Source organism: Streptomyces sp. SID9727 (assembly GCF_010550605.1).
Classification (GTDB): Bacteria; Actinomycetota; Actinomycetes; order Streptomycetales; family Streptomycetaceae; genus Streptomyces.
Window position 1 is genome coordinate 25,660 of the sequence record NZ_JAAGNI010000513.1, and the last position, 23,680, is coordinate 49,339.

General features: G+C 73.3%; 24 protein-coding genes. 15 read left to right on the plus strand and 9 right to left on the minus strand.

From position 1 onward, the window contains the following. Positions 1-3: 3 nt before the first annotated feature. Positions 4-2,205, minus strand: a complete 2,202-nt coding sequence (gene scpA, locus G3I41_RS35020) for a methylmalonyl-CoA mutase (protein ID WP_164404548.1) — start codon at positions 2,203-2,205, stop codon at positions 4-6. Further along, positions 2,205-4,061, minus strand: a complete 1,857-nt coding sequence (gene mutA, locus G3I41_RS35025; protein WP_164404549.1) for a methylmalonyl-CoA mutase small subunit — start codon at positions 4,059-4,061, stop codon at positions 2,205-2,207. The genes scpA and mutA overlap by 1 nt, the downstream gene beginning before the upstream one ends. A 194-nt stretch (positions 4,062-4,255) precedes the next feature. Here mutA and G3I41_RS35030 point away from each other — a divergent pair, with 194 nt between their 5' ends. From G3I41_RS35030 to G3I41_RS35040, 3 genes are all read left to right on the plus strand, one after another. Further along, a complete protein-coding gene (locus G3I41_RS35030; protein WP_343242285.1) occupies positions 4,256-4,684 on the plus strand; it encodes a DUF6325 family protein in 429 nt (142 codons plus the stop codon). A gap of 50 nt (positions 4,685-4,734) precedes the next feature. Next, positions 4,735-5,022, plus strand: coding sequence for an SHOCT domain-containing protein (locus G3I41_RS35035; RefSeq protein WP_164404571.1), 288 nt, complete (start codon positions 4,735-4,737; stop codon positions 5,020-5,022). Between the two features lie 175 nt (positions 5,023-5,197). Beyond that, positions 5,198-6,001: a tyrosine-protein phosphatase gene (locus G3I41_RS35040; RefSeq protein WP_164404550.1), complete on the plus strand. Its 804-nt coding sequence runs from the start codon at positions 5,198-5,200 to the stop codon at positions 5,999-6,001. Between the two features lie 73 nt (positions 6,002-6,074). On the opposite strand, the gene G3I41_RS35045 is transcribed toward G3I41_RS35040, so the two are convergent. Both G3I41_RS35045 and G3I41_RS35050 read right to left on the minus strand, forming a co-directional pair. Beyond that, positions 6,075-6,683, minus strand: coding sequence for a hypothetical protein (locus G3I41_RS35045; protein WP_164404551.1), 609 nt, complete (start codon positions 6,681-6,683; stop codon positions 6,075-6,077). Then, on the minus strand, positions 6,680-7,267 hold the full coding sequence (locus G3I41_RS35050) for a hypothetical protein (protein ID WP_164404552.1): 588 nt from the start codon (positions 7,265-7,267) through the stop codon (positions 6,680-6,682). The genes G3I41_RS35045 and G3I41_RS35050 overlap by 4 nt, the downstream gene beginning before the upstream one ends. Positions 7,268-7,482: 215 nt before the next feature. On the opposite strand from G3I41_RS35050, the gene G3I41_RS35055 reads away from it, so the two are divergent. Together G3I41_RS35055 and G3I41_RS35060 are read left to right on the plus strand one after the other, a co-directional pair. Then, entirely contained in the window at positions 7,483-7,887 is a 405-nt protein-coding gene (locus tag G3I41_RS35055) for a DUF1992 domain-containing protein (protein ID WP_164404553.1), read from the plus strand. 47 nt (positions 7,888-7,934) lie between these two features. Then, the gene (locus tag G3I41_RS35060; protein ID WP_203602096.1) at positions 7,935-8,426 is read left to right on the plus strand and encodes a GNAT family N-acetyltransferase; all 492 of its coding nucleotides are present in this window, start codon (positions 7,935-7,937) and stop codon (positions 8,424-8,426) included. Positions 8,427-8,436: 10 nt separating this feature from the next. Here the strand turns inward: G3I41_RS35060 and G3I41_RS35065 are convergent, their stop codons facing one another. Both G3I41_RS35065 and G3I41_RS35070 read right to left on the minus strand, forming a co-directional pair. Continuing rightward, entirely contained in the window at positions 8,437-9,264 is an 828-nt protein-coding gene (locus G3I41_RS35065; RefSeq protein WP_164404554.1) for a VOC family protein, read from the minus strand. 133 nt (positions 9,265-9,397) lie between these two features. Next, positions 9,398-9,730 (minus strand): DUF6479 family protein, encoded by a 333-nt coding sequence (locus G3I41_RS35070; protein ID WP_164404555.1) that lies wholly within the window; start codon positions 9,728-9,730, stop codon positions 9,398-9,400. Between the two features lie 207 nt (positions 9,731-9,937). Between G3I41_RS35070 and G3I41_RS35075 the strand changes: the two genes are divergently transcribed. The 7 genes from G3I41_RS35075 (at position 9,938) to G3I41_RS35105 (ending at position 18,854) form a co-directional block, all read left to right on the plus strand. Continuing rightward, positions 9,938-10,330, plus strand: coding sequence for a hypothetical protein (locus tag G3I41_RS35075; RefSeq protein WP_164404556.1), 393 nt, complete (start codon positions 9,938-9,940; stop codon positions 10,328-10,330). Between the two features lie 94 nt (positions 10,331-10,424). After that, the gene (locus G3I41_RS35080; protein ID WP_164404557.1) at positions 10,425-10,997 is read left to right on the plus strand and encodes a 2Fe-2S iron-sulfur cluster-binding protein; all 573 of its coding nucleotides are present in this window, start codon (positions 10,425-10,427) and stop codon (positions 10,995-10,997) included. Then, positions 10,994-11,980: a xanthine dehydrogenase family protein subunit M gene (locus tag G3I41_RS35085; RefSeq protein WP_164404558.1), complete on the plus strand. Its 987-nt coding sequence runs from the start codon at positions 10,994-10,996 to the stop codon at positions 11,978-11,980. The genes G3I41_RS35080 and G3I41_RS35085 overlap by 4 nt, the downstream gene beginning before the upstream one ends. 18 nt (positions 11,981-11,998) lie before the next feature. Then, positions 11,999-14,098, plus strand: coding sequence for a xanthine dehydrogenase family protein molybdopterin-binding subunit (locus tag G3I41_RS35090; RefSeq protein ID WP_164404559.1), 2,100 nt, complete (start codon positions 11,999-12,001; stop codon positions 14,096-14,098). 195 nt (positions 14,099-14,293) lie between these two features. Beyond that, on the plus strand, positions 14,294-14,845 hold the full coding sequence (locus tag G3I41_RS35095) for an ATP-binding protein (RefSeq protein ID WP_164404560.1): 552 nt from the start codon (positions 14,294-14,296) through the stop codon (positions 14,843-14,845). A 174-nt stretch (positions 14,846-15,019) separates the two neighbouring features. Continuing rightward, the gene (locus G3I41_RS35100; RefSeq protein WP_164404561.1) at positions 15,020-16,432 is read left to right on the plus strand and encodes an NADP-dependent succinic semialdehyde dehydrogenase; all 1,413 of its coding nucleotides are present in this window, start codon (positions 15,020-15,022) and stop codon (positions 16,430-16,432) included. Positions 16,433-16,475: 43 nt separating this feature from the next. Further along, a complete protein-coding gene (locus G3I41_RS35105; RefSeq protein WP_164404562.1) occupies positions 16,476-18,854 on the plus strand; it encodes a phosphoketolase family protein in 2,379 nt (792 codons plus the stop codon). Positions 18,855-18,927: 73 nt separating this feature from the next. On the opposite strand, the gene G3I41_RS35110 is transcribed toward G3I41_RS35105, so the two are convergent. After that, complete coding sequence (locus G3I41_RS35110) at positions 18,928-20,043, minus strand: chemotaxis protein (RefSeq protein ID WP_164404563.1); 1,116 nt, start codon at positions 20,041-20,043, stop codon at positions 18,928-18,930. A gap of 150 nt (positions 20,044-20,193) precedes the next feature. Here G3I41_RS35110 and G3I41_RS35115 point away from each other — a divergent pair, with 150 nt between their 5' ends. Then, on the plus strand, positions 20,194-20,760 hold the full coding sequence (locus G3I41_RS35115) for a hypothetical protein (protein WP_164404564.1): 567 nt from the start codon (positions 20,194-20,196) through the stop codon (positions 20,758-20,760). Between the two features lie 33 nt (positions 20,761-20,793). Here G3I41_RS35115 and G3I41_RS35120 read toward each other — a convergent pair whose 3' ends face one another. After that, the gene (locus G3I41_RS35120) at positions 20,794-21,612 is read right to left on the minus strand and encodes an endonuclease (protein WP_164404565.1); all 819 of its coding nucleotides are present in this window, start codon (positions 21,610-21,612) and stop codon (positions 20,794-20,796) included. Between the two features lie 248 nt (positions 21,613-21,860). Between G3I41_RS35120 and G3I41_RS35125 the strand changes: the two genes are divergently transcribed. Further along, a complete protein-coding gene (locus G3I41_RS35125; protein WP_164404566.1) occupies positions 21,861-22,061 on the plus strand; it encodes a hypothetical protein in 201 nt (66 codons plus the stop codon). 84 nt (positions 22,062-22,145) lie between these two features. Then, positions 22,146-23,288, plus strand: coding sequence for a methyltransferase (locus G3I41_RS35130; RefSeq protein WP_164404567.1), 1,143 nt, complete (start codon positions 22,146-22,148; stop codon positions 23,286-23,288). On the opposite strand, the gene G3I41_RS35135 is transcribed toward G3I41_RS35130, so the two are convergent. Beyond that, positions 23,278-23,680: ADP-ribosylglycohydrolase family protein (locus G3I41_RS35135; RefSeq protein ID WP_164404568.1), on the minus strand; the 403-nt coding region annotated here is incomplete at its 5' end. The two genes, G3I41_RS35130 and G3I41_RS35135, sit on opposite strands and share 11 nt — an antisense overlap.

The window sequence follows — 23,680 nt, forward strand, 5'->3', positions numbered from 1 at the left end:
GGCTCACAGCTCGTGGCCGAGCGAAGACCCGAGCCGCGTCACCAGGTCGTGGGCCGCCTCCGGGATCACCGTCCCGGGCGGGAACACGGCCGCGGCGCCCGCCTCCAGGAGCGCGTCCACGTCCTGCGGCGGGATCACCCCGCCCACCACGATCATGATGTCCTCGCGCCCCTCGGCGGCCAGCTCCTCGCGGAGCGCCGGGACGAGCGTGAGGTGGCCAGCGGCCAGCGACGAGACGCCCACGATGTGCACGTCCGCCTCGACCGCCTGCCGGGCGACCTCGCCCGGCGTCTGGAACAGCGGGCCGACGTCCACGTCGAAGCCCAGGTCGGCGAAGGCGGTCGCGATCACCTTCTGGCCCCGGTCGTGCCCGTCCTGGCCCATCTTGGCGACCAGGATGCGCGGACGCCGCCCCTCCGCCTCCTCGAACGCGTCGACCAGTGCGCGGGTGCGGTCCACGGACGGCGACTCCCCTGCCTCGTTGCGGTACACACCGGAGATCGTACGGATCTGGCCCGCGTGCCGGCCGTACACCTTCTCCAGGGCGTCCGAGATCTCGCCCACCGTTGCCATCGCACGGGCCGCGTCCATGGCCAGCGCCAGCAGATTGCCGTCCAGGCCGGGGCCCGGGTCGCGCCCGGCGGCCGCGGTCAGCGCGCGCAGCGCGTCCTGGCAGGCCCGCTCGTCGCGCTCCTTGCGCAGCCGGCGCAGCTTCTCGATCTGCTGGGCGCGCACCGAGGAGTTGTCGACCTTGAGCACGTCGATCTTCTCGTCGGTCTCGACCCGGTACTTGTTGACCCCGATCACGGGCTGGCGGCCGGAGTCGATGCGGGCCTGGGTGCGGGCGGCGGCCTCCTCGATGCGGAGCTTCGGGATGCCGGCGTCGATGGCCTTCGCCATGCCGCCGGCCGCCTCGACCTCCTCGATGTGCTGCCAGGCCCGCCGCGCCAGGTCGTAGGTCAGCTTCTCTACGTACGCGCTGCCGCCCCAGGGGTCGATGACCCGGCCGGTGCCGGACTCCTGCTGGAGCAGGAGCTGGGTGTTGCGGGCGATGCGCGCGGAGAAGTCCGTGGGCAGGGCCAGCGCCTCGTCGAGCGCGTTGGTGTGCAGCGACTGGGTGTGGCCCTGGGTGGCGGCCATCGCCTCCACGCAGGTGCGCGTGACGTTGTTGAACACGTCCTGCGCGGTCAGCGACCAGCCGGACGTCTGCGAGTGCGTCCGCAGCGACAGCGACTTGGAGTTCTTCGGTTCGAACTGCTGCACGAGCTTGGCCCAGAGCAGCCGGGCTGCGCGCAGCTTCGCGATCTCCATGAAGAAGTTCATGCCGATCGCCCAGAAGAATGACAGCCGGGGCGCGAACGCGTCCACGTCGAGCCCCGCGTTCCGCCCCGCGCGCAGGTACTCCACCCCGTCGGCCAGGGTGTACGCCAGCTCCAGATCGGCCGTCGCCCCGGCCTCCTGGATGTGGTAGCCGGAGATGGAGATCGAGTTGTAGCGCGGCATCTTCTGTGACGTGTACGAGAAGATGTCGGAGATGATCCGCATTGACGGCTTCGGCGGATAGATGTAGGTGTTGCGGACCATGAACTCCTTCAGAATGTCGTTCTGAATGGTCCCGGCCAGCTTTTCCGGCGGTACGCCCTGTTCCTCGGCGGCCACGATGTACAGGGCGAGCACCGGCAGCACCGCGCCGTTCATCGTCATCGACACCGACATCCGGTCCAGCGGGATGCCGTCGAAGAGCTGACGCATGTCGTAGATCGAGTCGATCGCCACACCCGCCATGCCGACATCGCCCGTCACCCGGGGGTGGTCGCTGTCGTAACCGCGGTGCGTCGGCAGGTCGAAGGCGACCGACAGCCCCTTCTGCCCGGCCGCCAGGTTGCGCCGGTAGAAGGCGTTGGACTCCTCGGCGGTGGAGAAGCCCGCGTACTGCCGGATCGTCCAGGGCTGGTTGACGTACATCGTCGGGTACGGACCGCGCAGGTACGGCGCGATGCCGGGGTACGTGCCGAGGAAGTCGAGGCCCTCCAGGTCGTGCCCGGTGTACAGCGGCTTGACCGTGATGCCTTCGGGGGTCTCCCACAGCAGATCGGCGGCCGAGCTGCCGGAGGACTCCTTGACCGCGGCACGCCACTGGTCCTCGGTGGCCTCGGGGGCACCGCCCGGTCCGAGCCCGATGTCGGAGAAGTCGGGGATACGCATTACGCCACACCCATCCGGTCGAGAAGGGAGGAGAGCACGGCCACCGCGTCGCAGCCGGCGAAGACGTACTCGTCGACACCGTCGTACGCGCCGGGCCGCCCCGCCAGGTACACACGCCGCGCACCCGCCGCGACCAGCGCCGCGGCGACCTCCGCGGCCTGTTCGGCGTAGAGCGCGTCGCTGGAGCACAGGCACGCCGTGTCCGCCCCCGAGGCGGCGAACGCCCCGGCCACCGAGGACGCGTCCACCCGCACCGGCTCGTGCACCGGCTCGATGCCGCCCGCCTGGAACAGGTTCGCGGCGAAGGAGACCCGCGCGGTGTGGACCGCCGCCGGGCCGAGCGCGGCGATGAACACGCGCGGCCTGCCGCCGGTCGCCGCGAGGTGGGCGTCCGAGCGGACCCGCAGCGCCTCGAACGCCTCGTCGCGGCGGACGACCGGGAGGCCGCCCCGTGCCGGGGCCGCCGGGAGCGGCTCGCGCTCCACCGGGCGCTCGGACAGCAGCGGGAACTCACTCACCCCGGTCACCGGCTCCTTGCGCCGCGCCAGGTCCCTCTTGCGCGCCTCCCAGGTCGCCGCGACGCGTTCCGCGACCAGCCCCGAGTCCAGCGCCGCGGCCTGGCCGCCCGCCCGCTCGATCTCCTGGAAGAACGCCCAAGCGGCTTCCGCGAGTTCGTCGGTCAGCCGCTCCACGTACCAGGAACCGCCCGCCGGGTCGATCACCCGGGCGAGGTGCGACTCCTCGAGGAGGATCGTGGAGGTGTTGCGGGCGATGCGCCGGGCGAACGCGTCGGGCAGGCCCAGCGCGTGATCGAACGGCAGCACGGTCACCGCGTCGGCCCCGCCGACGCCCGCGCCGAGGCCGGCGAGGGTGGTCCGCAGCATGTTCACCCACGGATCGCGCCGCGTCATCATGACCGGCGACGTCACCGCGTGCTGCCGCTGCGCCCCGGCGCCCGGGGCTCCGCAGACCTCGGCGACCCGCGCCCACAGCCGGCGCGCCGCCCGCATCTTCGCGATGGTCAGGAACTGGTCGGCGGTCGCCGCGTACCGGAACTCCAGCTGCGCGCACGCCGCTTCGACGCCGAGCCCGGCCCCGGTCAGCGCCCGGAGATAGGCGACGCCCGTGGCCAGCGAGGCGCCCAGCTCCTGGGCCGCCGAACCGCCCGCCTCGTGGTACGGCATCGCGTCCACGACGACCGCGCGCAGCCCGGGGAACTCCTCGGCGCACCGCAGCGCCCAGCGGACGGCCTCCGCCAGGTCGGGCTCGGCGCCCTCGCGCGCGGCGCGTCCCAGCGGATCGGCGCCGAGACTGCCCCGTACCCGCCCGGCCGGGACACCGCGCTCCGCGTACAGCCGCAGCAATTCGGCCGCCGCGGCGTCCAGTTCCGCGCCCGCGTCCAGGACGATGGGCGCCAGGTCGAGCAGGACGCCGTCGAGTGCCCGCTCGAGACCGGGGACCGGCACGCCGCCGGTGCCGCCGACGGCCAGCCACAGCGAGGTGACGCCGTTCTCCAGGTCCGCGAGCACGGCCTCGTTGAGCCGGGCGGGATCGGCGAACGCGTGCCGTTGCCGTACGCCCCAGCCGCCCGCCGTACCCCCTTCGGGCTTGCCGCCGCGGGTGAACGGGGCGAAGCCCGGGAGACCGGCATCGGGCGCGTCGTCGCGCGGGGTGTAGAGGGGCCGGGTGATGAGCCCGTCCTCCACCGTGGTGGACAGTGCTTCCTCGGCGGCCGGTCCCGACACGTCCTTGCCCGATTTGCGCAGCACGCCTTCGACAAGGCTCTGCCACTGCTCATGGGCGGGGTCGGGGAATCCGGCGGCCAGCGGAAGCCCGTCAGCAGGCTGGACCGTCATGGCCCAGATGCTAGGACAGCTCCCCGGCGAGGAGCAGTGCGTCGGCCTGTGACCTTGCCCTCCCTCAGCGCACTTGATCCTTTACTTACTGTCGCGTAGCCGCTCCTGCCGTTGTGTGCTGTTTTGCCATGGTGCGTCAGTGATTGCCCAAAGTTATGCTGCTCACGAACCATTCATGCGGAGAGGACGCGCCCGTGGCCGTGGGACCAGTGGAATACCTCGTCGTCGCTTTTCCCGGCAGCCGGTTCACCGGCGCCATCGCGCCGGCGCTGGCCGACGCGGTCGCCTCGAAGGCGGTGCGCATCCTCGATCTGACCTTCGTGCAGAGGGCCGAGGACGGCACCGTCCAGGCCGTCGAGCTGGATGATCTGGACCCCGAGGACCTGGTCTCCTTCGAACCGGTCGAGGGCGAGGTCAGCGGCATGCTGAGCAGTGAGGACATCCGGCTGCTCGGCGAGCGCGTGCCGCCGGGGAGCTCCGCCGCCCTGATCGTGTGGGAGGACCTGTGGGCCGTCCCGCTGACCGAGGCGGTCCGGGCCTCGGGCGGGCAGGTCATCGCCCACGAACGGATTCCAGCCGCGGTCGCGGAAGCCGCCGCCTCCGCCGCCGGCCACGCCGGCTGACGCCCGCACCGGAAGGGGAACACGCCATGCCGATCTTCCGAGGCCCCGGAATGAACCGTCGTGGACCCGGCCTCATCGGGGCCGCCGCGCGTACGGCCGTCGTCGCCGGCACCGCGTCCGCCGTCTCCGGGCGGGTCCAGCAGCGCCAGCAGACCAGGTTCGCGCAGCAGGAGGCGGAGCAGTACGCCGCCCAGCAGCCGCCTCCGCCCGCTCCGCGGCCGGCCGCGCCCGGTGAGGACACGATCGGGCAGCTGGAGCGGCTGGCCGCGCTGAAGCAGCAGGGCATTCTGACGGAGGCCGAATTCGAGGCCCAGAAGGCGCGCCTGCTGGCCGGGTGAGAACAGGGGGCGCGGGGCGCCCGCGGGGAGACCGCTTCGCGTGGCTCCCGCCTGCCCGCGCGGCCGATCGATGATCTCCGGCGTTTTACTTTGTCGATGTGACGACATCATGCGACGTTGATCCGGCCAGGCCGAAATCATTTCGGATGCGTGCCGGGAGAAGAGGAAATCCATCGTGCACACCGTCAGGGCCGTCCCGACCGTCTCCGCCCTCAATTTGCGCGATCTCGGCGGCATCACGCTGGGTCCGGGCCGCCAGGTCCGGCCGGGCACGGTGCTGCGCTCCGGCCGGCTCGGCGGACTGGACCCGGTGGACGCCGCGGCCGTGGCCGCGCTCGGCATCCGTACGGTCGTCGACCTGCGGACCGCCGACGAGCGGGGCTCCGCCCCCGACGCCCTGCCGCCCGGGGCCCGGCTCTTCGTCGCCGACGTGCTGGGTGACAACCCGGGCGTGACGCCCGCGCGGTTTCGCGCGCTGCTCGCCGACCCCGTCGAGGCCGAGCGGCTGCTGGGCAGCGGCAAGGCCGAGGAAGCGGTCGCCCGGACGTACCGGCGACTCGTGCTCTCCCCGGGGGCCGCGGCCGCGTACCGGGCCTTCATCGACACGGCCGCCGACCCCGCCGCGCGGCCGGTGCTCTTCCACTGCGCCACCGGCAAGGACCGCGCCGGCTGGGGGGCGGCCCTGCTGCTCCTGATCCTGGGCGCCTCGCGCGATGTGGTGCGGCAGGAGTTCCTCGCGGTGAACCCGGTGCTGCGGATCGTCGGACGTCCGTACGTGCAGGGCTTCCTCGACGCGGGCGGCGACCCGGAGATCGCCTCGGCGATCACCGAGGTACGCTCCCGCTACCTCGACACGGCCCTGGCCGCCATGGACGAGCGCTGGGGCGGCCTGGACGGATACGTACGGGACTGCCTGCGCGTCCCGGGGCCCACGTTGCGACGCCTGCGCGGCGAACTGGTCGTCTACACCGGCGAGTAGTCGGCCGCCCCCCGCACAGCCCGCTGCCCCGGCACTCCCGGTGCCGGGGCAGCCTTCGCTCTCCGAGCTCGTGTCATACCTTCAGGAGGCGTTCCGTCAGGTCGCGGTAGTGCTGGAGCGTGATCCGCAGCTCCTCGGTGCGGGCACCGGGGTCGCCGCCGTCCCGTTCGCCGACGTGCAGGGCGCTGCGGCGCTCCTTGAGCGCGTCGGTGAGGCCGGCGACCACCGCGTCGAACGTGGACTCGGCCTCTTCCACCGCCCGGTGCGGGCTCTCCACGAAGTCGGTCACCGCCTGGTGCAGCCGGTGGGCCAGCCTGTCCTGGTCGCCGGCCGGGAGGAGGCGGTCGCCCCCGTCGTGCGCGGCGTGCGCCCGGCCGTCACGGTCCGGGGTGTGCGGGGCCGTCGTACGGAAGGTCCGCGTGTCGGTGTCCCGGTCCGCGTCCGTCGGACGGGCCGGGGTGTCCGGCCGCCCCGTACCGTCCGCGTCCTTGTGCCCCAGGTCCTTCTGGGACAGCGGGACGGGCGCGGCGGCCGGGGGAGCGGAGGGCGCCGTCCGGGGCGGGCGGGCCGAGATGTCGTCGGAGAAGTGCGGGGCGGCTGTTCCGGCGGCCCGGGCCCCGGTGTCCGGACGGCTCGTGGGCGCGGCCGTGGGCCGCGGGGTGGGGTCGGTGTCCTTGGTCATGCCGTGCCACTTCCTTCCGCGTGATGGTGCTCGTCCCGGTGGACCGGGCGGTCCGTGCCGTTCGATACGAGGACGTCGAAGAGGCCGCGGGCCTCGACCAGCGCGGTCCGCAGCTGCTCGGTGTCGCCCTCGCCGCGCCGGGCGGCGTGCACGCGCCGGTAGCCGTGGACGTGCTTGGCGTGGTGGACCGAGAGCGCGTCGCTCTGCTCGTCGAAGTCCTTGCCGTCGGGGAAGCCCATGTCCCGGGCCAGCTCCGCGAGGAGCGTGTCCGCCTCGGCCACCGCCTGCTGCGGCGCGTCGACGAACCGGTCCTGGACCTGCGCCCAGCGCGCGAGGTAGCGCTCCCGCTCCTCGGCCGTCAGCGCACGCTCGTCCAGCGAGCCGTGCCGCTTCAGCCGTTCGTTCAGTTCGTGCTCGGCGGCCTTGGTGTCGCCGTTGTGCCGGGCCACGGCACGCTCGTACTCCGGTCCGAAACGCCGCCGCAGGCCGTGGCCGCCGTTCTTCCGGCCGAAGACGAGGAACGCTCCGGCGGCCACCACCACGACGACCGCGAGGATGATCACGAGGGTCGTCATCGCCACCACCCCCGGCGGTAGTCGGTCCGCGGGTCGCTGTGTTCCACTCCCACCACCCCTTCGGGTTCGTTGCCCGGCATGCCTTCCGGCCGGGCGTGACGCTCGTGTACCCCGGCGAACGCGTTCGAGACGAGCCGGCTCGGACATCCGCGGCCGACGGGCCCCGGAGGCCCCTCGATAGGGTGGGAGACGCCGCAGCAGGCGTACTCCGAGAGGGGAACACGGTGACCGAGCGCAAACCCGCGGGTGTCAGCTTCGAATCATGGGTGGACCAGCAGATCCGGGAGTCCGAACGGAAGGGCGACGTCTCGAAACTGCCCGGGTTCGGCAAGCCGATCGAGGCGCTGAGCGCCCCGTACGACGAAGCCTGGTGGATCAAGTCCAAGATGCAGCGCGAAGGGGTGTCGGTGCTTCCGCCGGCGCTGGCGCTGCGCAAGGAGGCCGAGGACGTCGTCGCCCGCCTGCCGGAGATCCGGACGGAGGCCGAGGTGCGCCGGGCGCTGACCGAGGTGAACGACAAGATCCGCGAGGCCGTCCGCAGGCCCCCGCCGGGACCCCTGCTGAACCTGCGCCCGTTCGACGTGGACGCCCTGGTGGCGCAGTGGCGCACCGCACGCGCCGCCTCCTGAAGCGGCCCGGGCCGCCCCCCCGGGGGGAGTGCGTCATACTCGGCCCCATGAGATCAAGCGTGACGCCGACGGGCCGCCGGGCATCCGGCGGCCCGGTCCGTGTCAGGCGGGCGACCGCGCGGGACGCCAAGCGCCTCACCCGGCTGGTCCGGTCCTCGCGCGCCTACGAGGGCCCCTACGCGCCGATGGTCGCCGGGTACCGGGTGGGGCCGGACTACATCGAGGCCCATGAGGTCTTCGTGGCCGTGCGGGAGGCGACGGACCGGGTGCTCGGCTTCTACGCGCTCGTCCTGGACCCGCCCGAGCTGGACCTGCTCTTCGTCGCGGACGACGCCCAGGGCGCCGGCACCGGGCGGCTGCTGATCGGCCACCTGCGGGCGGAGGCGGAGGCGCGGGGGCTGCCCGGCGTCCGCGTCGTCTCGCATCCGCCGGCGGAGGGCTTCTACCTGGCCGTGGGCGCGGAGCGGACCGGCACCGTACGGGCCGCGCCGCCCGCCGTGATGTGGGACCGGCCCGAGCTGCTGCTGCCGGTCGTCTGAGCCGGGCCCGTCAGGCCGCGTCGGTGTCCGACGCGCCGTGGACGTCCGTGACGGTGAAGAGCCCGCCGTCCGGATCCAGGAGCGTGGCCTCCCGGCCCTCGGAGCCCGTCAGCTCCTCCACCAGGGAGCCCCCGTGCCCGCGCGCCCGCTCCACGGCGAGGGCCACGTCGTCCACCGGGAAGTTGACCTGCCAGTGCGGGCGGACCAGCGGATCGGGGGCGGCCTCGACCGCGCCGGAGCTGATCCGGGCCAGCTGGCGGCCCCCGCACTGGACGATCACCTCGTCCTTCGCGTACGACACCTCACAGGCCCCCGGCTGCCCGCTCGCCCAGTCCAGCACCTCGCCGTAGAAGATCGCGGCCTCGAAGGCACTCCGGGTGCGCAGCCGCAGCCAGGCGTGCGCGTAGTCGTCCGGGGCGGGCGGCGACGTCGCCGGCGCGGTCCGCTCCCAGATGCCGAACCCGGCGCCGTCCCGGTCGGCGGCCAGCGCGCCGCGCCCCTTGCCGAGTGTCAGCGGACCCACCGCGACCGTGCCGCTGCGCTCCCGGATGCGGGAGGCCGCCACATCGGCGTCGCGGACGGCGAAGTAGGGCGTCCAGGCCACCGCGACCCGGAAGGCGGTGGCCACGGCCCCGATGCCGGCGACCGGCACATCGCCGCGCCGGGCCACCGAGAATTCGTCGCCGAGCCTGCCCGGGCGGAAACTCCAGCCCATCACCGGGCCGTAGAACTCCTGGGCGGACTTCAGATCGCGGGTCATGAGATTGACCCAGCAGGGAGCGGCGGACCCGGTCAGGGCCGCGCGCGCGGGCGCCGTACCGGAGGTGCTTGGGGTCATGGTGCCACTGCCTTCATGGGGGATGCGGCAGATGTGCCGACGGGCTTCGGTACCGTCACCCAGCCTCGCCGGGCGCGGCCGCTCCCGCAAACGCGACTCCGCCACCCGCCCCCGGATCCCGGCAGCGGGCCGGTCAGTCGCGCTTGTCGTCGTCCTCGTGGCGGATCGGCTCGTTGCCGTGCTCGCCGAGCTCGTAGGGGGACAGGCCCCGGCCGTCCGCCGGGAAGCGGTCGTCACCGTGGACGTCCGGCTTCTCCTCGTGGCTGCGGTGGCCGGGGCCGACCGGCTGCTCGTCCGGCCGGGGCGGGGGCAGCTCCTGGTCGTGCCGTCGCTTGCCCAGCAGGAAGGCGCCGAGCAGCATGATCACCAGAAGCACGCCGATCACGCCGAGCACGACGCCGGTCGCGCCGCGTCCGTCCGCGAGGGTGACCGCCAGGGAATTCAGGGCTCCATCCGAAACGTCCATGCTTGCCGCATACCCCAGGACACAGGCGTCACTCGGGACGGCGATCGAATTCATGTTTTAAGTGGATATGAGCGCCGAAAATGTTTCGAGCTGTGTGAGCCCCCGCCGCACCGGGCACGCGGGGCAGTCCGGGCCGTTCCTGTCGCAGCCGACCGTGTGCGGGGTCAGCCTGGACAGTACGGCAACGCCCCTACGGAAGGAGCCGCGGTGAACAGCGCACCGGACAAGCGACAGACCACGGAGGACCACCACGACCAGGAGGTGTCGGTCGTCCTCAGCGAGTGCCCCGAGGACGACGCGCGCACCGTCTTCGACGTGCTGAGGGCAGCCTTCACCACCGACCGCTCCTCGGACGACGTACCCCACGAGTCCGCCGGCAGGCGCCCCACCGCGTGGGCGGCCACCGTCGACGTGTCCGAGGCCCGGGTGGTCTCGGGGGCCGTGGCGCTCGGCGCTCCCGTCACGCTCGACGTGCAGGGCGGCTACCACGCCGTGGACCGGCTCCGGGGCGGACTGGCCGACGCCTTCGCCGTCCGGGTGGTGGGCACGGTGTCGGGCGACCAGGAGGAGGAGGTGCGCCTGCGCCTGGAGAACAAGTAGGCCGAACGCCCCGTGCGGGGGTGCGAGGGGGCCGAGGCGCCGCCCGCATCTGGTAGAAATCGGACAAAAGTGACTTCGTCGAAAGGTGTCGCGCGTGGACCCGACCAGTTCGTGGGAGGGCGGCGCCGCCGAATCGCCGGCGCCCGGCGACCTCCCCTCCGCCACCCTGACCCTGCACATCAACGGCACCGAGCGCACCCTCACCCTCGATCACCGCACCACCCTCCTGGACGCGCTGCGCCACCACCTGGACCTCACCGGGGCGAAGAAGGGCTGCGACCACGGCCAGTGCGGCGCCTGCACCGTCCTCGTGGACGGCCGCCGCGCCAACAGCTGCCTCCTGCTGGCCGTCGCCCACGACGGCTCGCGCATCACCACGGTCGAGGGCCTGGCGGACGGCGAGCGGCTGCACCCGCTCCAGGAGGCGTTCCTGGAGCGTGACGCGTTCCAGTGCGGCTACTGCACACCGGGCCAGCTCTGCTCCGCCGCCGGCGTCCTCGCCGAGGCCGGCGACGGCCACCCCTCGCACGTCACCCCGCACGACGCCCCGGTCGCCGCCCCCGCCCGGCTCGGCCCGGAGGAGATCCGGGAGCGGATGAGCGGCAACCTCTGCCGGTGCGGCGCCTACCCGCGGATCGTCGAGGCCATCGAGGACGTGGCGTCGTGAAACCCTTCGCCTACCTGCGCGCCGAGACCGTCACCGACGCGGTACGCGCCTGCGCCGCCCACCCGGGCGCCAAGTTCCTCGGCGGCGGCACCAACCTGGTCGACCTGATGAAACTCGGGGTGGAGACCCCCGGCATGCTGGTCGACGTCAGCCGGCTGCCGCTCGACCAGGTCACGGACGCCGCCGACGGGGGCCTGCGCATCGGCGCCACCGTCCGCAACAGCGACCTGGCCGCCCACCCCGCCGTGCGCACCCGCTACCCCGCTCTCTCGCAGGCGCTGCTGGCCGGCGCGTCCGGGCAGCTCCGGAACATCGCGACCACCGGCGGCAACCTCCTCCAGCGCACCCGCTGCCCGTACTTCCAGGACACGTCCAAGCCCTGCAACAAGCGCGAACCCGGCACCGGCTGCCCCGCCGTCGAGGGCAACCACCGCGACCTCGCCGTCATCGGGCACTCCGAGGAATGCGTCGCCACGCACCCCTCCGACATGGCCGTGGCCCTCGCCGCGCTCGACGCGGACGTGGTGCTGCACGGGCCGGAGGGCGAACGGACCGTCGCGGTGACCGACTTCCACCGGCTGCCCGGCGACAACCCCGACGCCGACACGGTCGTCCGGCCGGGCGAGCTCATCACCGAAGTGCTGCTGCCACCCCTGGCCGACGGCACGGTCTGCCTCTACCGCAAGGCCCGTGACCGCGCCTCCTACGCCTTCGCCCTCGCCTCCGTCGCCGCCGTGCTGCGCGTACGCGACGGGCACGTCGAGCACGCGGCCCTGGCGTTCGGCGGACTCGCCCACCGCCCCTGGCGGGCCCGCGCCGCCGAGGAGATCCTGCGCGGCGCACCCGCCACCGACGCCACGTTCCTCCGGGCCGCCGACGCCGAACTGGCCGAGGCCCGCCCGCTGCGCGACAACGCGTTCAAGGTCCGCCTCGCCCGGCACCTGGCCGTCGACGCCCTCGCCGAACTCACCGCCCGCACCTGAAGAGCCGAGGATCCCGCCATGAGCCACGCCCGCCAGCCGCTCGGCGCGCCCGCCGTCCGCCGCGAGGGCCGCGCCAAGGTGACCGGCGCCGCGCGCTACGCCGCCGAACGCGGCCTGCCCGGCTGCCTGTACGCCTGGCCGGTGCCCGCCACCGTGCCGTCCGGCCGGGTCACGGCCGTCCGCACCGTCGACGCCCTCGCCCACCCCGGCGTCCACTCCGTCCTCACCCACGACAACGCGCCGCGCCTGGCCGAGCCGGACGACCCCATCCTCGCCGTCCTCCAGGACGACCGGGTGCCCCACCGGGGCTGGCCCGTCGCGCTCGTCGTCGCCGACAGCCTCGCGAGCGCCCGGGCCGGAGCCGACGCCCTCCACATCACGTACGAGACCACCCCGCACGACGTCCTGCTCACCGAGGACCACCCCGGCCTCTACACCCCGGAACAGGCCAACGGCGGCTACCCCGCAGTCCGGGAGCGCGGTGACTTCGACGGGGCCTTCGAGGCGTCGCCCGTACGCGTCGACGTCACGTACACCCTGGAGCCCCTGCACAACCACCCCATGGAGCCGCACGCCTCGACCGCCCACTGGTCGCCCGCGGGGCACCTCACCGTCCACGACTCCAGCCAGGGCGCCACCAAGGTGCGCGACAGCCTCGCCGCCGCCTTCGGGATCGGGACCGACCGGGTCACCGCCGTCTCCGAGCACGTCGGCGGCGGCTTCGGTTCCAAGGGCACCCCGCGCCCGCAGGCCGTGCTCGCCGCGATGGCCGCCCTGCACACCGGCCACCCCGTCGAACTCGCCCTGCCCAGGCGGCAGATGCCCGCGCTCGTCGGGCACCGGGCGCCCACCGTGCAGCGCGTCAGGCTCGGCGCCGATGCCGACGGCAGGCTCACCTCGGTCGCCCAGGAGATCACCACCCACACCTCGAAGGTCAAGGAGTTCGTGGAGCAGGCCGCCGTACCCGCCCGCGTCATGTACGGCTCCGCGCACAGCCGCACCACGCACCGGGTCACCGCCCTGAACGTGCCCAGCCCGTCGTGGATGCGCGCCCCGGGCGAGTGCCCCGGCATGTACGCCCTCGAATCCGCCATGGATGAACTCGCGGCGGAACTCGGCGTCGACCCCGTCGAGCTGCGGCTGCGCAACGACCCGGCCGACGAACCCGACTCCGGCAAGCCCTTCAGCAGCCGCGGCCTGGCCGCCTGCCTGCGCGAGGGCGCCGAACGCTTCGGCTGGGCCGGACGCGACCCGGCCCCCGGCGTCCGCCGCGAGGGCGCCCTGCTGCTCGGCACGGGCGTCGCCTCGGCCACGTATCCCGTGTACGCGAGCGCCAGCCACGCCACCGCGCACGCCGCGCCCGACGGCACCTACCGCGTCGCCGTCAACGCCACGGACATCGGCACCGGCGCCCGCACCGTCCTCGCGCAGATCGCCGCCGAGGCGCTGGGCGCGCCCCTGGACGACGTGGCCATCGACATCGGCGACAGCGACCTGCCCGACGCCCCGCTGGCCGGCGGCTCGTCCGGCACCGCCTCCTGGGGCTGGGCCGTGCACAAGGCCGCCTCCACGCTCGCGGAACGGCTCGCCGCGCGCACCGGGCCGCTGCCCGCCGACGGGATGACCGTCACCGCCGACACCACCGAGGAGACCGCCGAGAAGTCCCCGTACGCCCGCCACGCCTTCGGGGCGCACTTCGCCGAGGTCGCCGTCGACACGCGCACCGGAGAGGTGCGGGTGCGCCGCATGCTCGGCGTCTTCGCGGCCGGCCGCATCCTCAACGCCCGTACCGCGCGCTCCCAGTTCGTCGGCGGCATGACCATGGGCATCGGGATGGCCCTGACGGAGGGCTCCACCCTGGACCCGGTGTACGGCGACTTCACCGAGTGCGACCTCGCCTCGTACCACGTCCCCGTCTGCGCCGACGTGGCCGCCGTGGACGCGCACTGGATCGAGGAGGACGACCCCCACCTCAACCCCATGGGCAGCAAGGGCATCGGCGAGATCGGCATCGTCGGCGCCGCCGCGGCCGTCGGGAACGCCTTCCGGCACGCGACCGGAGCCCGCGTGCGTACCCTGCCCCTCACGCCCGACCGGGTGCTCACCCGTCTGGCCTGACCCCCGGCCGCGTACCCCCCCCGACCGGGCGAATGCGCCGGTCACCCGGGGTGCGCGGCCCGATATGTTGCGCGACCGGCCCAGCCGGGTCACCCTGTTGAGTGACCCAGAAGAGACATCTGCTCACTCTTCGTATTCGGGGGTCGTTGGTTCAACGAGGCGAAGTCGTGGGCCTCGATGTGAGGAGCCTCGACGATGACCGTTCCACTCGACCGGCACTATCTGGTCGAACTCCAGGTTTCCGCAGACCGTGTGGACCAGCTGCGACGCATAGTCGCGGCCCACCTGCGCCACTGGAGTCTCGAACTCCACGTACGGCCCGTGTGCCGTGCCGTGGAGGAGCTGCTGACCAATGTCCAACGGCATGTCGGTGACGACAACCGCTGCGTCGTCGAACTCCGCTGGTCCGGACGGCACCTCACGGTCTCCGTCGCCGACAACGGCTCCGAGATGCCGCGGCTGCTCCACGAGGGCGGCGGCCTGAGCCGGGTCATGGCCCTCAGCGACAGCTGGGGCACCTGCCGGACCGCCGACGGCAAGGTCGTCTGGTTCACCCGGTACGCCCAGGAGCCGCAGCACATCGAGCTGGTGCCGCTGCCGCCGCTGCCCGGCGTCCGCGAGTCCCGCCGCCCGCCGGCCGCGGTCGCGGAGATCCCCGAGCCGGTTCCGGCCGCCGCCGACGAGACCGTCCCCGTCGCGGCCGGCATCGACGAGACCGTCCCCGACGCCGCCCCGGCGCTCGTCTGAGGCGTAGGCCCCCGCCGCCGCAGCCCCCGGCCGGCGCGGATCGCATGTCCCGAGCATGCATGATCCGCGCCGGCCGGGTATGCGGTGGCGGGGGCGGTGCCGCGTCACGGCCCGCGTTGCGGGCGGGCCCGCCGCGCGGCACGGTCGAAGTACCGAGGCAAGGAGGCCACAGTCATGCCCATCGCGACGGTCAACCCCGCGAACGGCGAGACGCTCAGGACGTTCGACGCGCTGGCGGACGACGAGATCGAGAGGCGGATCGCCGCGGCCGACGCCGCCTTCCGCGATTACCGCACCACCACGTTCGCCGAACGGGCCCGGCTGCTCGACCGGGCCGCCGACCTCCTGGACGAGGACCGGCAGGACATCGCGCGCACCATGACCCTGGAGATGGGCAAGCCCGTCACGGCGGCCCGTGCCGAGGCCGCCAAGTGCGCCAAGGCGATGCGCTGGTACGCCGCACGGGCCGAGGAACTGCTCGCCGACGAGCACCCCGCCGCCGCCGACGTGGAGGACTCCGGCGCGGTGCGCGCGTACGTCCGCTACCGGCCGCTCGGCCCGGTCCTCGCCGTGATGCCGTGGAACTTCCCGCTGTGGCAGGTCGTCCGCTTCGCCGCCCCCGCCCTGATGGCCGGCAACACGGGCCTGCTGAAGCACGCGTCGAACGTGCCGCAGACCGCGCTGTACCTCGGCGACCTCTTCCGCCGCGCCGGCTTCCCGGCCGGCTGCTTCCAGACCCTCCTCGTGGGGTCCAAGGCCGTCGAGGGCATCCTGCGCGACCGCCGGGTGGCCGCCGCGACGCTCACCGGCAGCGAACCGGCGGGCCGCTCCGTCGCCTCCATCGCCGGTGACGAGATCAAGCACACCGTCCTGGAACTCGGCGGCAGCGACCCCTACCTGGTGCTGCCCTCGGCGGACGTCGCCAAGGCCGCCCGCACCGCCGTCACCGCCCGCGCGCAGAACAACGGCCAGTCGTGCATCGCCGCCAAGCGGTTCATCGTGCACACCGAGGTGTACGAGGAGTTCGCCGAGCGCTTCACCGTCGGCATGCGCGAGCTGACCGTCGGTGACCCGCTCGACGAGTCCACCGACGTCGGGCCGATCGCCATGGAGCAGGGCCGCGCGGACCTGGAGGAGCTGGTGGACGACGCGGTGGACCGGGGCGCCGAGGCGCTGTGCGGCGGCGGACGCCCCGAGGGACTGGGCGGCGGGCTGGAGAACGGCTGGTTCTACGCGCCCACCGTCCTCGCCGGCATCACACCCGAGATGCGCGTCCACCACGAGGAGACCTTCGGCCCGGTCGCCACCCTCTACCGGGTGGACAGCCTGGACGAGGCCGTCGAGGTCGCCAACGACACCTCCTTCGGCCTCAGTTCCAACGTGTGGACCCGCGACGCCGCCGAGGCCGACCGCTGCGTCCGGGACCTCCAGGCCGGCGGCGTCTTCTTCAACGGCATGACCGCCTCCCACCCCGCGCTGCCCTTCGGCGGGGTGAAGCGCTCGGGCTACGGGCGTGAGCTCGCCGGCCACGGCCTCCGCGAGTTCTGCAACGCCACCACCGTCTGGTACGGCTCCGAGCCCCGGTGACCGTACGCGCGATGCCCCGAACCAGCCCCGCTGAGAGGTCACCATGAGCGACGCCCCACCGCCGCCCGGCCCGTCCGACCGGGAACTCGACGCGCTGGACGCGCACTGGCGGGCCGCCAACTACCTGGCCGTCGGGCAGATCTACCTGATGGACAACCCCCTGCTGACCCGGCCGCTCGCCCCGGAGCACATCAAACCCCGGCTGCTCGGCCACTGGGGCACCTCGCCCGGGCTCAACCTCGTGTACACCCACCTCAACCGCCTCATCAGCGCGCGCGGCACGTCCGCGCTGTGCGTCTGGGGGCCCGGCCACGGCGGGCCCGCCGTCCTCGCCGGATCCTGGCTGGAAGGCAGCTACTCGGAGGCGTACCCGGATGTCGGCAGGGACGCCGAGGGAATGAGGCGGCTCTTCAAGCAGTTCTCGTTCCCCGGCGGCGTCCCCAGCCATGTCGCCCCCGAGACCCCCGGCTCCATCCACGAGGGCGGCGAACTCGGCTACTCCCTCGCGCACGCCTACGGCGCCGCCCTCGACCACCCCGAGCTCCTCGTCACCTGCGTCATCGGTGACGGCGAGGCGGAGACCGGACCGCTCGCCGGGTCCTGGCACGCCAACAAGTTCCTGGACCCGGTCCACGACGGGGCCGTCCTGCCGGTGCTCCACCTCAACGGCTACAAGATCGCCAACCCCACGGTCCTCGCCCGCCTCCCGCAGACCGAGCTCGACGCCCTGCTGCGCGGCTACGGACACGACCCCCTCTACGTGGAGGGCGACGAGCCGCGCGCGGTCCACCGGGCGATGGCCCTCGCCATGGACCGCGCCGCCGACCGCATCGCGGAGATCCAGGACGCTGCCCGCTCTGGCGGCGACACCGACCGCCCATGCTGGCCGATGATCGTGCTGCGCACCCCGAAGGGCTGGACCGGGCCCGCCGAGGTCGACGGGCTGCCCGTCGAAGGCACCTGGCGCGCCCACCAGGTCCCGCTGTCCGGCGTCCGCGACAACCCGGACCACCTGCGCCGGCTGGAGGCGTGGATGCGGTCCTACCGGCCGGACGAGCTCTTCGACGCCGAGGGCCGCCCGACCGGACAGGTACTGGCCTGCGTCCCCGAGGGCGCCGCCCGCCTCGGCGCCACCCCGTACGCCAACGGCGGCCTGCTCCTGCGCGACCTGCCCGTCCCGGACCTCGACGGATACGCCGTCCCCGTGGACCGGCCCGGCACCACGCTCCGCGAGCCCACCCGCGTACTGGGCGGCCTCCTCGAAGCGGTGATGGCGGCGACGGCGGACCGCAGGGACTTCCGGCTCGTGGGACCCGACGAGACGGCCTCCAACCGGCTCGACGCCGTCTACGAGGCCAGCGGCAAGGCGTGGCAGGCCCGCACCCTCCCCACCGACGAGCACCTCGCCCGGGACGGCCGGGTCATGGAGGTCCTGTCCGAGCACCTGTGCCAGGGCTGGCTGGAGGGCTATCTGCTGACCGGCCGGCACGGGCTGTTCTCCTGCTACGAGGCGTTCGCGCACATCGTGGACTCGATGGTCAACCAGCACATCAAGTGGCTGCGCACCTCCCGCCGGCTCGCCTGGCGCCGCCCCATCGCCTCGCTGAACTACCTGCTCACCTCGCACGTCTGGCGCCAGGACCACAACGGCTTCTCGCACCAGGACCCCGGGTTCGTGGACCACATCCTCAACAAGAGCCCCGAAGTCGTACGCGTCTACCTGCCGCCCGACGCCAACACCCTGCTCTCCGTGGCCGACCACGCCCTGCGCAGCCGGGACTACGTGAACGTCATCGTGGCCGGCAAGCAGCCCGGCTTCGACTGGCTCACCCTCGACCAGGCCCGCGTGCACTGCGCGCGCGGCGCGGGCCTCTGGGAGTGGGCGGGCACGGAGGACGGCAGCCGCGAGCCCGACGTCGTCCTCGCCTGCGCCGGTGACGTGCCTACGCTGGAGACCCTGGCCGCCGCGCAGCTGCTCCGGCGCCATCTGCCGGAACTGGCGGTACGGGTGGTCAACGTGGTCGACATGGCCCGCCTCATGCCCAACGCGGAGCACCCGCACGGCATGACGGACTCCGAGTACGACGCGCTGTTCACCCGGGGCAAGCCGGTCATCTTCGCGTACCACGGCTACCCGTGGCTGATCCACCGGCTGGCCTACCGCCGCGCCGGCCACGGCGACCTGCATGTGCGGGGCTACAAGGAGGAGGGCACGACCACCACGCCCTTCGACATGGTCGTCCGCAACGACCTGGACCGCTACCGGCTGGTCATGGACGTCATCGACCGGGTCCCCGGCCTGGGCGTACGCGCCGTGGCGGTGCGTCAGGAGATGGCGGACGCCCGCACCCGCCACCACGCCTGGATCCGCGAACACGGCACCGACCTGCCCGAGGTGGCCGACTGGTCCTGGGAGGGCTGACCGCCCCGAAAGGCGTACGGCGAGGGCCCGGACGGGAATCTCCGTCCGGGCCCTCGCCGTACGCCCCGCGGGATCAGAAGCGCAGTTCGGCCGCGATCCGGCCGTGCCCCTTGAGCCAGTCGTCCGCGACGAAGAACACCTCCGCGCCGCTGTCCAGCGCGGCTTCCACCAGTTCGTCCACGATGTCCTCGCGGACGCTCGCGTCGGACGGATCCACCACGTCGTCGGTCACCGGCTTCAGGTGCTCCTGGTCGACCCGTACCGTCTGCTGGAAGTGCTCCTCCACCGCCACCAGACCGGCGCGGCCCTCGCGCACCGCGGCCCACACCTCGTCGAGCCCGCCGGCGAACGCCTTGCGGCCGCGCGCCGCGTCCAGCCGCCCGTCGATCTCCTTCGCGAAGTGTGCGCGCCGGGTGTCCAGGGCCGGACGCAGCTCGGTGAGCAGGTCGCGGGGCGCGTTGTCGGCCGGGGCGCCCTTGGTGACCCGGCCGACCGCGTCCTTCGCGCTCTCGCCGACCTCGTCGAACAGGGCGAGCGCCGGCGCGATGCCGACCAGGTACAGCGGGCGGGGGTCGGTGGCCAGGACGGCACGCAGCTTCTCGTCCACGGTGCGCAGGAAGTTGCGGGTGTCCTCGCTGGCGAAGTTGGACGGCGTGTCGCCGGTCCGCTCCATGCGCTGCGGGTTGAACTCCTCGCGCGGTGCCGTCAGCGGGAAGCCGCCTGCGTGGGACTCCTGGGCGGACTCGGTGGTGCCGCTGAAGAGGGCGGCGTGGTCGGCGGCCACGGTGAGCGCCCAGAAGGGGCGCGCCTGCGCCTTCGCGGCGACCAGGTTGCGGGTGAGGTAGCTGTCGCTCAGCACCACCCGTTCGGGCGCGGTACGCGGCAGCCGCCAGATCTGGTACTCGTCGGCCGTGGCGAGGAGCACGAGCGCGTCCAGGGCCCGGCGCTGGTCGAGTTCGCCGGCCGCCCGGTCGAGCTGCTGCTTGATCGCGGCGCACGCCTCCCGGCTGACCTCCGGATCGCTTTCCAGCCGGTTGTGCGCCTCGGACAGCAGGTTGCGCAGCCGGACGGCGTCCTGGGCGTTGTCCGGGGCGTGCCGGTGGGTCGGCATGGTCAGGGACAGGGCCGGATAGGGCCGGGTCCGGCGGAGCTCCCGCAGCAGGCCGGCGGTCAGGGCGTCCGTGTCCATCAGTTCCCTCCCGGGGAATTACGCGCACTGCGTGCGGAGCGGGTGAATCAACGAGTCAATTCATACCTTTTGATCCTAATATGAGCGAGTTGGTCATCCCGGGTGCGGAAAGAGCTTCTTCCCCGTGCCCGCCCAGTGGACGGAGCGTTTGTGAACCGGACCGGCCCCGCGCGGCGCCCCTCCCCAGGCCGCGTCATCCGCGGCCTGACCCCTGCCGCACTCGTCGCGGCACTCGTCGCCGGAGCGGCCGCGTGCGGCGACTCCGACACCTCGTCGGCGGGTACGGCCAGCAGCACCCGCACGATCTCCGCCGAACCCACGGCGAGCCCGGGCCCGACCCGTAGCGGGCGCACCCAGGACGAGTTCGCCGCCTCCGTGTCCGCCGACGCCGAGCGCACCCGGCAGAAGGCGGTGGCGACCCTCAAGGGCGTCGACGGCAAGGGCAACGCGATGGACGACGTCTCCGTCAGCGGCACCCCGGTGGCGCCCGGGGAGCAGTTCCGCAGTGCCCTGGTGCGGGTGACCAACCGGAGCGGCGAGGAGGCGTTCTTCGCCGTGCGCGTCGAGTTCGTCGACACGTCGGGCAAGGTGCTGGACTCCGTGGTGCTCGGCTTCCCGGACGCGCCGACGGACCGGACCGTCAGCCGGCACGCCGACAGCCGCAAGGCCGCCGGCGTCAAGTCGGTGCCCCGGATCGCCCAGGCGCAACGGAGCTGACGGCCGACGGCCCGGGTCAGGGGCGCGGGACCGTCACCAGATGGCCTCCACCCACTCGGGGTGGTCCACGAACGGGTTCCGGTTGTGCTGGTAGTCCTCGTATATGACGTCGTTGCGCCGCTTCTCGAAGGAGTCCGGCGGGTCCTGCTCGCTCCATGCCTTCAGTACGGAGAGCCGGCCGATGTGCGGTGAGGAACCGTTGGACACGCTGTTGTTGGGCTCCAGGTCGGGGAACGCGTCGTCGCCCTCGTAGCGCACGGCCATGTAGAGGATCATCCGGGCCACGTCGCCCTTGACGGCGTCGCGCGGTTCGAAGGAGTCGGCGTCGGTGTAGTTGCCCGGGGCGTCGCCCAGTTCGGTACCGCCGTTGTCGAAGTCCTTGTTGCCGCGCGTGGAGTTGACCTGGACGTCGGACGGGCGCAGATGGTGGATGTCGGTGCCGGGGCCGGTGGCCGTGCCGAAGTCGCCGTGGGACTTGGCCCAGACGTGCTCGCGGTTCCACTGGCCGGGGTTGCCGCCGTTGTCGCTCTTGGGCTCGGAGCGGCCGGTGTACAGCTCGATGACGTTCGAGGGGTTGGCGGGATCCTCGTCGGTGTCCTTCAGGGCGTCCCAGACCTGGCTGTAGGTGAGCTTGCTCTGGTCGCTGATGATCGTGTGCAGGGCGCTCTTCAGTGCGGCGCCGGTCTTGCCGGCCGCGTCCTCGTAGTAGGTGTCGTCCAGCGCGCCGAGCGGGGAGGCGGCGGTGGGCGGTGGCGTCGGGGCGGGCGCGGCGGCTGCCGTGCCGGTGAACACCGCGAGGGCGGCGAGCGCGGCGGGCAGTGCGCGGCGCGCGGGAAGGTGACGACGGGACATGTGGGGTGTCCTCTCCGGGAATACGCGCACCGCGGCGCCGTCACGGGGTGGGGGGCGGCTCCGCGGTGGTCGTGTCCGCTATGTGTACGCGGGAGCGTCCCATGCGGACCGTTACGATGTGTGAACCCCGCGTATCTATCATGTGCAGGTCAAGTGAGGGCCCGGAGCCCGTTCCGGAATCCCGTCCCGGTCTCGGATGCGGGAGCACCGGCGGCGGGCGAGAATGACGGGAAGGACAAGGAGGCGGCATGAGCGACGAGCCCGATTCCGTATCCAGCACCCGGAGCCTCACTCCGGACGACCTCTTGCACACCGGCGCCACCGACAATCCGTCCGCCGAGGACCTGGTGCTCGCGTCCGGGCGGGACCTGACCCCGGCGAACTTGGAGTGGGCGGAACGCACCCTGGCCAGGGAGGGCCGGGCGGCCATCGACAAGCGACTGCCGTAGACAGCGGTACGGCGCGGCGGTCACGGCCGTCGCGCCCTCGGCAGGTGCGGGCGCCGGGCGCCGCTCGGTTAGCCTGAACGCACCATGAACCGTTTGACGACGTCAGAGGCGGATTACGACCTCGCCCGCTTCCCCGAGGACCCCCGCGACCCGTTCCGTGCCTGGGACGCGGCCGACGCCTACCTCCTCCAGCACCTGGAGGAGGCGGTCGACGTCCCGGGGAACGTCGTCGTCATCGGCGACCGCTGGGGCGCCCTGAGCACGGCCCTGGCCGCGCACCGCCCCGTACAGATCAGCGACTCCTACCTCGGGCAGCGGGCGACCGCGGCGAACCTGGAACGGAACGGGCTGCCCGCCGACGCGGTGCGCCTGCTCTCCCCGCGCGACACCCCCCCGGACCGCGTGGACGTGCTCCTCGTCCGCGTCCCGAAGAGCCTCGCGTTCCTGGAGGACCAGCTCCACCGCATCGCGCCCGCCGTGCACGCCGGCACCGTCGTCGTCGGCACCGGCATGGTCAAGGAGATCCACACCTCCACGCTCAACCTGTTCGAACGCGTCATCGGCCCGACCCGCACCTCCCTCGCGGTCCGCAAGGCCCGGCTCATCCACTGCACCCCGGACCCCGCCCTGCCCCGCACCCCCAGCCCCTGGCCGCTGCGCTACGAGCTGCCCCCGGACGCCGGGGCGGCCGCCGGGCGCACCGTCACCAACCACGCCGGCATCTTCTGCGCCGACCGGCTCGACATCGGCACCCGCTTCTTCCTCAAGCACCTGCCGGACCGCACGGGCCCCGACCGCGTCGTGGACCTCGGCTGCGGCAACGGCGTCGTCGGCCTCGCCGCCGCCCTCGCCAACCCCGACGCCACCCTCACCTTCATCGACGAGTCCCACCAGGCCGTGGCATCGGCCGAGGCGACCTTCCGTGCCAACACCGGGCCGGACGCCCGGGCCCGCTTCGTCGTCGGGGACGGTCTGGCCGGTGCCGAGCCCGGGAGCGCGGACCTCGTCCTCAACAACCCGCCGTTCCACTCCCACCAGGCAACCACCGACGCGACCGCCCGCAGCATGTTCCGCGGAGCCAGGCATGCCCTGCGCCCGGGCGGCGAGCTCTGGGTGGTCGCCAACCGCCATCTGGGCCACCACGCCACCCTGCGCCGCGTGTTCGGCAACTGCGAGACGGTGGCCGGCGACCCGAAGTTCGTGGTGCTGCGCGCGGTCAGGCGCTGAGCGCCGCCCACTCCGGCAGCGGTTCGCGTGCCGCGTGCCAGGCCGGGGGGAGGGCGGCGACACCGGTACGGGCGGCGATCACGCCTCCCGCGACGGCGCAGGTGGTGTCGATGTCACCGCGTCCCGCGACCGTGCACCACAGGCCCTCCTCCAGGTCGTCCAGGTGGCCCGCCGCACACCACAGCGCGAACGGGACGGTGTCGGGCCCGGACATCCGGTAGCCGGATCCCAGGACCTCCGCGGCATGGCGGACCGAGGTGTGGGCGGGCATCCGGGCCGCGATCCGGACGCCCGAGCGCACCTCGCTGTCCGGGAGGTGCGCGGCGACCTCCTGGAGGAACGCCCCGCGCCCGGGCGCCGGGCCGCCCCGGCCGCGCGTGGCCAGCGCCGCG

Excerpts from the sequence above, each read along its gene's own strand:
- G3I41_RS35045 (WP_164404551.1), bottom strand. The coding sequence starts at position 6,683 with ATGACCAAGGACACCGACCCCACCCCGCGGCCCACGGCCGCGCCCACG.
- G3I41_RS35120 (WP_164404565.1), bottom strand. The coding sequence starts at position 21,612 with ATGTCCCGTCGTCACCTTCCCGCGCGCCGCGCACTGCCCGCCGCGCTC.
- mutA (WP_164404549.1), bottom strand. The coding sequence starts at position 4,061 with ATGACGGTCCAGCCTGCTGACGGGCTTCCGCTGGCCGCCGGATTCCCC.
- G3I41_RS35130 (WP_164404567.1), top strand. The coding sequence starts at position 22,146 with ATGAACCGTTTGACGACGTCAGAGGCGGATTACGACCTCGCCCGCTTC.
- G3I41_RS35110 (WP_164404563.1), bottom strand. The coding sequence starts at position 20,043 with ATGGACACGGACGCCCTGACCGCCGGCCTGCTGCGGGAGCTCCGCCGG.
- G3I41_RS35035 (WP_164404571.1), top strand. The coding sequence starts at position 4,735 with ATGAACCGTCGTGGACCCGGCCTCATCGGGGCCGCCGCGCGTACGGCC.
- G3I41_RS35070 (WP_164404555.1), bottom strand. The coding sequence starts at position 9,730 with ATGGACGTTTCGGATGGAGCCCTGAATTCCCTGGCGGTCACCCTCGCG.
- G3I41_RS35065 (WP_164404554.1), bottom strand. The coding sequence starts at position 9,264 with ATGACCCCAAGCACCTCCGGTACGGCGCCCGCGCGCGCGGCCCTGACC.
- G3I41_RS35095 (WP_164404560.1), top strand. The coding sequence starts at position 14,294 with ATGACCGTTCCACTCGACCGGCACTATCTGGTCGAACTCCAGGTTTCC.
- scpA (WP_164404548.1), bottom strand. The coding sequence starts at position 2,205 with ATGCGTATCCCCGACTTCTCCGACATCGGGCTCGGACCGGGCGGTGCC.
- G3I41_RS35100 (WP_164404561.1), top strand. The coding sequence starts at position 15,020 with ATGCCCATCGCGACGGTCAACCCCGCGAACGGCGAGACGCTCAGGACG.
- G3I41_RS35125 (WP_164404566.1), top strand. The coding sequence starts at position 21,861 with ATGAGCGACGAGCCCGATTCCGTATCCAGCACCCGGAGCCTCACTCCG.
- G3I41_RS35090 (WP_164404559.1), top strand. The coding sequence starts at position 11,999 with ATGAGCCACGCCCGCCAGCCGCTCGGCGCGCCCGCCGTCCGCCGCGAG.
- G3I41_RS35060 (WP_203602096.1), top strand. The coding sequence starts at position 7,935 with ATGAGATCAAGCGTGACGCCGACGGGCCGCCGGGCATCCGGCGGCCCG.
- G3I41_RS35105 (WP_164404562.1), top strand. The coding sequence starts at position 16,476 with ATGAGCGACGCCCCACCGCCGCCCGGCCCGTCCGACCGGGAACTCGAC.